Here is a 7635-nt window from a genome sequence, read left to right on the forward strand (position 1 = left end):
TCCTCGGGCGGCAGCAGGCCGCGGTCTTGGCCCACGTCTTCCAGGCTGGGCTGGTCGGCACGGGCCACGCCCAGCGACGACACCAGCCGGCCCATGCTGGCCAGGGTGCGGGCCTGGGCGGTGAACTCGTTGTACTGGGCGTTGATGTAGGCGCGGCTGGCCTCGAAGTACTCGTTCTGGGTGTCCAGCACGTCCAGCAGGGTGCGCTGGCCAATGTCGAACTGCTGACGGTAGGCCTCGCGCGCCACCTCGGTGGACAGGCGGTGCTGGTTCAGGTAGCCCATCTGCTCGTTCAGGCGCACCACGTCGTTGTAGGCAATGGCCAAGGTCTGGCGCACGTCGCGGCAGGCTTTTTCCTGCAGGTCACGGGCCTGCTTGTTGAACTCCACCGCCTGCGATTCGCGGGCCTTGTCGGCGCCGCCGCGGTACAGGTTGTAGTTCAGCAGGACCTCGGCCACGGTATCGCGGGTGTTGCCCTTGACGTTGTCGATGTCGTGGCCCCAGGTCTGGCGGATGCGGAAGTCCACGCGCGGCCAGTAACCGGCCTTGCGCGACTCGATCTGCGAGCGGGTGGAGCGCACGTTTTCGTAGGCGGCGTTGATGGTCGGGCTGTTGGCCAGGCCTTCGTTCATGGCCTGGGTCACGCTGGTGGGCAGGCCCTGCAGCTTGACGCCTTCGGCCAGCGGCGGCAAGGTGGCCGGCGGCAGCACGCCCATGATGCGCTGGTAACGGGCGCTGACGTCGTGCAGGTTGGAGATTTCGGTGAGCAGGTTGGACTCGGCCAGGGCCAGGCGGCCGGTGGCCTGGTCGGTGTCCACGCGGCGGCTGACGCCGGCCGAGGAACGCTCTTCGATCTGGTTGGCGGTGACCTTGTGCTCGACGAAGTTCTGTTTGGCCTCGTCCACCAGGGCAGAGTAACGGGCCACGTCGGCGTAGGCGCGGGCCGCTTCCAGGGCGATGGTTTCGGCAGCTTCCAGCAGCTCGTAGTAACGGGTCAGCTTGGCGTAGCTCAGGCGCTGCACCTCGTTCTTGGTGAAGAAGCCGTCGAATAGGGTCTGCGTCAGGGTCAGGGCGCCTCCGTGGCGGTTGTAGGTGCCGGAGTCGCCGGCGGGCAGCACGCCGGGGCCCTTGTTGCGCTCCACGCCAAAGCCGTGGGTCAGGTCCACCGAGGGCTTCCAGCCTGCCTTGGCCACGTCTTTTTCAGCGTCGGCGGCGGTGAAGTTGTGCCAGCGGGCCTGCACCTCGGGGTTGGTGGTGACGGCCTGGCGGATGGCCTCGATCATCGGTGGCGGCAGCGCCTGGGCCAGAGCGGTTTGGGCAGTGCACAGCAGCACCGCCGCGGCGACCGCGGAGAGAGCGGTTTGGGTTTTCATGACAATTCCCTTAGGGGGTTGGGTGCGTTTGGCTTCCAAGCGCACAAGACTTACTGAAACAACCCGATATCATGTGAATCAGATCGGGTAGACATTGTCTGGCCGCACTTTAACATTCGTCAAGTTTTTTGCTGTGGAAACTTGCGTTCCGTCAAGCGCAGCGGTAGAAACACGCGACAGTGAGCCCTTTCACCCACCTTCTTCGCCTGTGCCCGCGCCTTTGGTGGCTGGGCTGGGGGTTGGTTGTGTGGCTGGTGGGCGCCACCTTGGCCGCCCCCAACCTGGACCGCATGCAGTCCCTGGCCCGTGAGCGCTATGGCGCCCAGGCCGAGCAAACCGTGGTGGCCTGGCGCCGCCTGCTGGAAGAGGTGCGCGAACAAGCGGTGGAGCAGCAGTTGAACGCGGTGAACACCTTTTTCAACCGGCGCATTTTTTACGAACTGGACCCTGTGGTGTGGCAGCAAAACGACTATTGGGCCACGCCACTGGAATTGATGGGCCGCGCCACCGGCGATTGCGAAGATTACGCCATCGGCAAATACATGACGTTGCTGCTGCTGGGGGTGCCCAACGAGAAGCTGCGCATGATTTACGTGCGCGCCCGCACCGCCGGCGCCAAAACCGAAGCGCACATGGTGCTGGGCTATTACGAGGACCCGACCGGCGAGCCGGTGATTCTGGACAACCTCATCACCAGCGTGCGGCCGGCGTCGCGCCGCACCGACCTGTCGCCCGTGTTCAGCTTCAACCACCAGGGCCTGTGGGTCGCGGGGCAGGCCGCTTCGGCGGCCGACCCGACGGCCCGGCTGTCGCGCTGGCGCGAGGTGCTGGAGCGCATGAAACAAGAGGGCCTGTGAAGCACACGCCCGCCACACCACCCAAGGGGTCATCGCATGTCACTCATCAAACAATTGTGGATCGCCATCGCGCTGGTGATGACGCTGGCCTTCGGCGGCAGCCTGGTGGTCAGCGTGTTGTCGGCGCGGCATTACCTGGAGCAACAGCTGCAGGTGAAGAACCTTGACAACGCCACGTCACTGGCGCTGTCGCTGACGCAGCTAGACAAGGACCCGGTGACGGTGGAACTGCAGGTGGCGGCCCAGTTTGACGTGGGGCACTACCGCTTCATCCGCGTCACCTCACCCACCGGCGAGGTGCTGACCGAAAAGGTGTATGAAGGCCGGCTGGAGGGCGCGCCGCAGTGGTTTGCCGATCTGATCCCGATCCGGGTCCAGCCGGGGCAGGCGCTGATCCAGGACGGCTGGAAGCAGTTCGGCACCATCAGCCTGGCCAGCCACGAACAGTACGCCTACAAGAGCCTGTGGGACGGCACGCTGGAACTGCTGCTGTGGTTTGTGGCGGGCAGCCTGTTCACCGGGGTGGCGGGCACATTTGCGGTGCGCGTCATCACCCGGCCGCTGGGCGAGGTGGTGGGCCAGGCGCAGGCGATTGCCGAGCGCCGCTTCCTGACGGTGAGCGAACCCACCACGCCCGAGCTGCGTGCCGTGAGCCGCGCCATGAACGACATGGTGGGCCGCCTGAAGGCGATGTTCGCCGAGGAATCGGCCCGGCTGGAGGCCCTGCGCAACCGCGTCAACCGCGACCCGGTGACCGGCATCGCCAACCGGGAGTATTTCCTGTCGCACCTGCGCGAGATCCTGACCGGCGAGCAGTTCGGCTCCACCGGCAGCCTGGTGCTGGTGCGGCTGGCCTACCTGAACGAGCTGAACGCCAAGCTGGGCCACCAGCGCGCCGACCAACTGCTCAAGCAGCTGGGGCAGGTGCTGTTCGACAGCGGCAACGACCACCCGGGCCAGCGCGCCGGTCGGGTGAAAGGCGGCGAATTTGCGGTGATGTGCCCCACCTTCGACTCGCCCACCGCGGCCGCGCAAGACATTCACGGCCGCCTGCTGCGCGACTGGCTGCCCCACTGGGAAGCGGAATTCCCCGACCTGTTCCACCTGGCGGCGGTGCCCTATGTGCGCAACCAGGGCGTGGGCGACCTGCTGACCCGTGCCGACCAGGCGCTGGCCCAGGCCCAAGGCAAAGGACCCAACAGCTGGCACGCGGTGGAGGACGGCGGCAACAAGCTTTCCATGCCCGCCGAACAGTGGCGCACCCTGCTGACCGAAGCCGTGCAGGGCGGCCAGCTGAGCCTGGCCTTCTTCCCGGTGGTGCGCGGCGACCGCGCCCTGCCGCTGCACCAGGAGGGGGTGATCCGGCTGCAGATGGACACGGCCGGGCAGTTGCTGTCGGCCGGCGACTTCATGCCCATGGCCGCCAACCTGAACCTGACCGCCCCCATCGACCTGGGTGTGGTGAAGCTGGCCATCGACCACCTGCGCCAGGTGGCCGGCGACGTGGCGGTGAACCTGTCGGCCGAAACGATTTCGGACTTTGGCTTCCGCAACCGGCTGGTGCAACTGCTGCAGGGCTACCCAGACCTGTGCCGCCGCCTGCTGTTCGAGGTGCCCGAATACGGCGTGTTCAAACAGTTCGACGCCTTCCGCGACCTGGCGCGCAGCCTCAAGGCGCTGGGCTGCCGGGTGGGCATCGAGTACTTTGGTCAGCGCTTTGCCGAAACCGCCCAACTGGCCGGCCTGGGACTGGACTACATCAAGGTGCACCCGAGCTATGTGCGCGGCATCAGCACCAACGCCGGCAACCAGGAATTCCTGAAAGGCCTGTGCAACATGGCGCATGCGCTGGGCATCACCGTGATTGCGTTGGGCGTGGAAAACCAAGCCGACCTGCCGCTGCTGGCGCAGTTGGGGTTTGATGGGGCGACGGGGCCGGGGGTGCGGTAAGAACCCCTCAAAAAGAAATAATTGAAATTAAGCGGGGCATTTCTTATACTTTAGAAACATTTTTACAGAGATGCCACATGAAACAGCCAGGCTACACGCTCATCGAAACCGTGGTGGTCACCGCCGTCATCGGCATACTGGCCATGATTGCGGTGCCCAGCTACCGGGCTTTTGTGGAGAGGGCTGAAACCACCTCTGACACGGTGGAAGGGACGGGCGAACGCATTGCCCTAGCGGTGGAGGCCCTGGAAGGCCCCATACCCAGCGCTCAGGCCGCCACCCCTCCAGCTGCCACGGCTCCTGCCAGCCCACCCCAGCCCAGCGACACGGCTCCGGCCTCCCCAGGCAACACGGCCAACCCGCCCGAGGCCACACAGCCCCCTTCCGCGTCGGGTTCACCGTCACCCAACGGCACCACGGACAACGCGGCGAGCCCAAGCACGGAAGCCACCGCACCCGCAGAAGAACCCACCCCAGAACCGCCCAGCACCGCTGCGCCTGGCAGCAACAACGGGGGCGCCTCTGGCGGCGACAACGCCCAAGCCACTTTGCAGGTGTCGGACCAATACAAGGAATGCACCAGCGAGGGCAAAACGTGCCGGGTCAGGGCCGGGGACGACTTTGAGGTGTCGTTCAACGTTCAAGGCTTGGGCAAGATTTCCGAAAAAGACATCAAACTGGTCACCACGGGTGGCGCCAAGGTGGACGACTTTTCGTACAACAGCAATAAAGGGACGCTGGAAATTGACATGGAAGCGCCCAAAAATAGCAACAAGACTTTTTCCTTGACGGTGAATGCCGGCAAGGAAAAGAGCACAATCTATTTCAAGACCAGTTAAAGCCGTCACGCTTTTCTGGGCAGCACCAGAATACCCACACATCGCATTCGGCGTTGAGGGAGTGGGTCAGTTGATCAATGCAACGCCTGACGTATTGATCCAAGCCAAGCCGGGAGTGCATTGCGCGGAGGCGGCAGGATTACAACGAGATCAGATCGCACAGCAGCCTGGGGCCCATTCGCCGGCACGATTTTCCCAGCAGCTCCGTCAACGCGCTGGCGGTGCTGCTGACAGTGAGAAAAAACGGAAATTCGATTAATCTTTAACCTTGGACTTCGCCGATCCCTTGGTACGGTCACGGGCCAAAAACCAAAAAGGGACCCACCTGCAAGATGGATCCCTCGAGCCTGGAATCAGGGCTGCGGAGACGGGTTACAAATCGGTTTTCAAGTGCCCATCTGTGATCATTCTATTGATCAGATCATTATCTGTCAAGCCTGTACCAGACAATCCCATGGCTGCAGCGAATGCATCTTTCGCCGCCTGCAGATTGCCAGCCGTCACATCCACGTTGTCAAAGACGATGGTCTGTTTGATCGTCCCAGTCCCGGAACCATCCACGTCCACCACCAAAGCCAACTTATTGTCGACATTGGCAAAACTCAGGTATGGCTGAAGCGAAGCGATATTTTCTGATACATCAATAAGATCGCGAATATCGATCACGTCGCCAGTACCGCCTTTTGAAGGCGCGTCGGTTGCCACATTGAAATCCCGAATGACATCCTTGGCACCGGAGGCTCCAGCGTCACCCAGTTTCCAGACAAAGACGTCGGCATCAGCGCCGCCTTCCAGGATATCGTTTCCGAGGCCCCCGATCAAGGTATCGTTGCCGGCCCCTCCAGACAAAATATCGTTAGCAGCTCCAGTGCTGATGCTGTCATTACCATCACCACCGGAAACGGTGTCAGCAAAGATGCCAGTCACCAATGTGTCATCACCAGCCGTTCCCGCCAAGACTTTCACGGAGAACGTGTCTGATGTCGCATCGAGATCGCCATCTTTCACACCAGCAGTAAAGTCGTACTGATAATCACCAACTGTCTGCTGGACCTTGAATGCAAGATCGTAATCAACAACCTTGATGTTGCTGTTGAGGCTATCCAACTCAATGGTACTTACGGACACAAAGCCACTGATGGGAACCGAAACAATAAGCGGGTTATTACCGGATCCACCAGAAAGGACTACCCCAGCACTTGCATCACTGTACTCCACTGTAACCACCTGACCATTAGTTTGCACACCCGTAACTCGGATGACAAATTCATCATTGTTCGCGTTGTATTGCGCAATAGCAAGCGACAGATTCGTCAGAGTGGCTGCTTGACCAGTGACATTCTGGAAAGACAATTTAAAGCGATCATCAGCCCCTCCAGTCTGCTGAATAGTGTCATCACCGCCTACACCAATGGTGCTATTTTGGACACTGAGTTTAGAAGGAGCACCATTGGTGACACCCGAAGCGGTTATTCTAAATGGACTACCGCCTGCAGGCTCAATCACCACGCTGTACACATTGTTTGGATCGGTGGTCGGTTGATTGGAAGCATCATACCAACTTCCAGCTACCAGACCTTGATCAACGTCGACGTTGACGTCTTGCGTCGGTTTGGCGCTTAAAAGCTGGAAAGAGTATTGACCGCTGGTTGGATCCAACGTGATTGAGAAAAGGTCGGGTGATCCGGATTTTATAGCCGTCCAAACATTACCGCTTTGAATCAACGCGTAGCCCGTTGGCAAGTTGGAGCATGACAGAGTCAAAGAACCAGTTGCCGCAGGACCATCTGCCCCGAAAGCAATAGCATCAGTACCTGTGTTCGTCGCATTTTGGGTGTTGTAAACCCACGTGTCGTTGACGATCACGCTCGGCACATCGTCCACGATGCTGATGCTCAGGTTGGCGCTCGCACCCGTGCCGCCCACACCCGCCACAGCCACCGGCACGCTGTCGCTGATCGCCGTGTCGGCCGTCGCCTTGTCGTGTGTCTGTGCGGCCTTGAGCGTGTAGCTGTAGCTCACCGTGCCGGTCTTGCCGTCGGTGCTGTTGAAGCCCGTGACCACCAGCGTGCCTTCGCCCGTGTCGTAGGTCTTGTCCACCGCAGCCACACCACCCAGGTTGGTGAGCTGACCCAGCGTCAGGGTGATCGCACCCGAACCCGTGCCAATCGTCACGCTGGCAATGCCGTCCGTGGCGTTGACCTGGAAGCTGTCGCTGTCGGTCTCGCTGGTGTTGGCCACCGACGTCAGACCCGCTTCGTACACCGTGCTGTCCGCACCTTGGGTCGCCACGGTCACGCTGGCGCTGTCGTCCGCTCCCACGATCTTGATGATCACGCTGCCCGGGCTGGTGTCGCCGTCCGCGTCCGTGATGGTGTAGGTCAGCGTCTGCTGGATCGGCGTGCCCGATGCCGTCAGCGCCTGCACCGCCGCGCTGGCGTTGTTCAGCGTGAAGGTGTACTGCCCGTCTGTGCCCAGCGTCAGCGTGCCGTATGTGGCCAACACCGCTTTCGCAGCCGTGTTCGCGTCCCAGCTGAAGGCCTTCAAACCTCCCGTGTCATCCGCACCATAGCTGTCGTTGGTCAGCACGTTGGCCGTCACCGTCTGGCCCGCACC

The 7635-nt window shown here is 61.8% G+C and carries 5 protein-coding genes; 3 read left to right on the top strand and 2 right to left on the bottom strand.

What is annotated here, in order from left to right:
• Nucleotides 1-1373, bottom strand: a 1373-nt coding sequence (locus HA630_RS16820) for a TolC family outer membrane protein (protein WP_166836144.1), incomplete at its 3' end; no start/stop codon positions are given.
• Nucleotides 1374-1627: 254 nt separating this feature from the next.
• Between HA630_RS16820 and HA630_RS16825 the strand changes: the two genes are divergently transcribed.
• The 3 genes from HA630_RS16825 to HA630_RS25680 all read left to right on the top strand — a co-directional run bounded on the left by HA630_RS16825 (nt 1628) and on the right by HA630_RS25680 (nt 5019).
• Entirely contained in the window at nt 1628-2230 is a 603-nt protein-coding gene (locus tag HA630_RS16825) for a transglutaminase-like cysteine peptidase (RefSeq protein WP_371809272.1), read from the top strand.
• Nucleotides 2231-2266: 36 nt separating this feature from the next.
• Nucleotides 2267-4180: an EAL domain-containing protein gene (locus HA630_RS16830; RefSeq protein ID WP_166836146.1), complete on the top strand. Its 1914-nt coding sequence runs from the start codon at nt 2267-2269 to the stop codon at nt 4178-4180.
• Nucleotides 4181-4257: 77 nt separating this feature from the next.
• Entirely contained in the window at nt 4258-5019 is a 762-nt protein-coding gene (locus HA630_RS25680) for a Tfp pilus assembly protein FimT/FimU (RefSeq protein WP_166836148.1), read from the top strand.
• Nucleotides 5020-5391: 372 nt separating this feature from the next.
• Here HA630_RS25680 and HA630_RS16840 read toward each other — a convergent pair.
• Nucleotides 5392-7635, bottom strand: a 2244-nt coding sequence (locus HA630_RS16840; protein WP_166836150.1) for a type I secretion C-terminal target domain-containing protein, incomplete at its 5' end; no start/stop codon positions are given.

The organism is Aquabacterium sp. A08 (assembly GCF_011742065.1).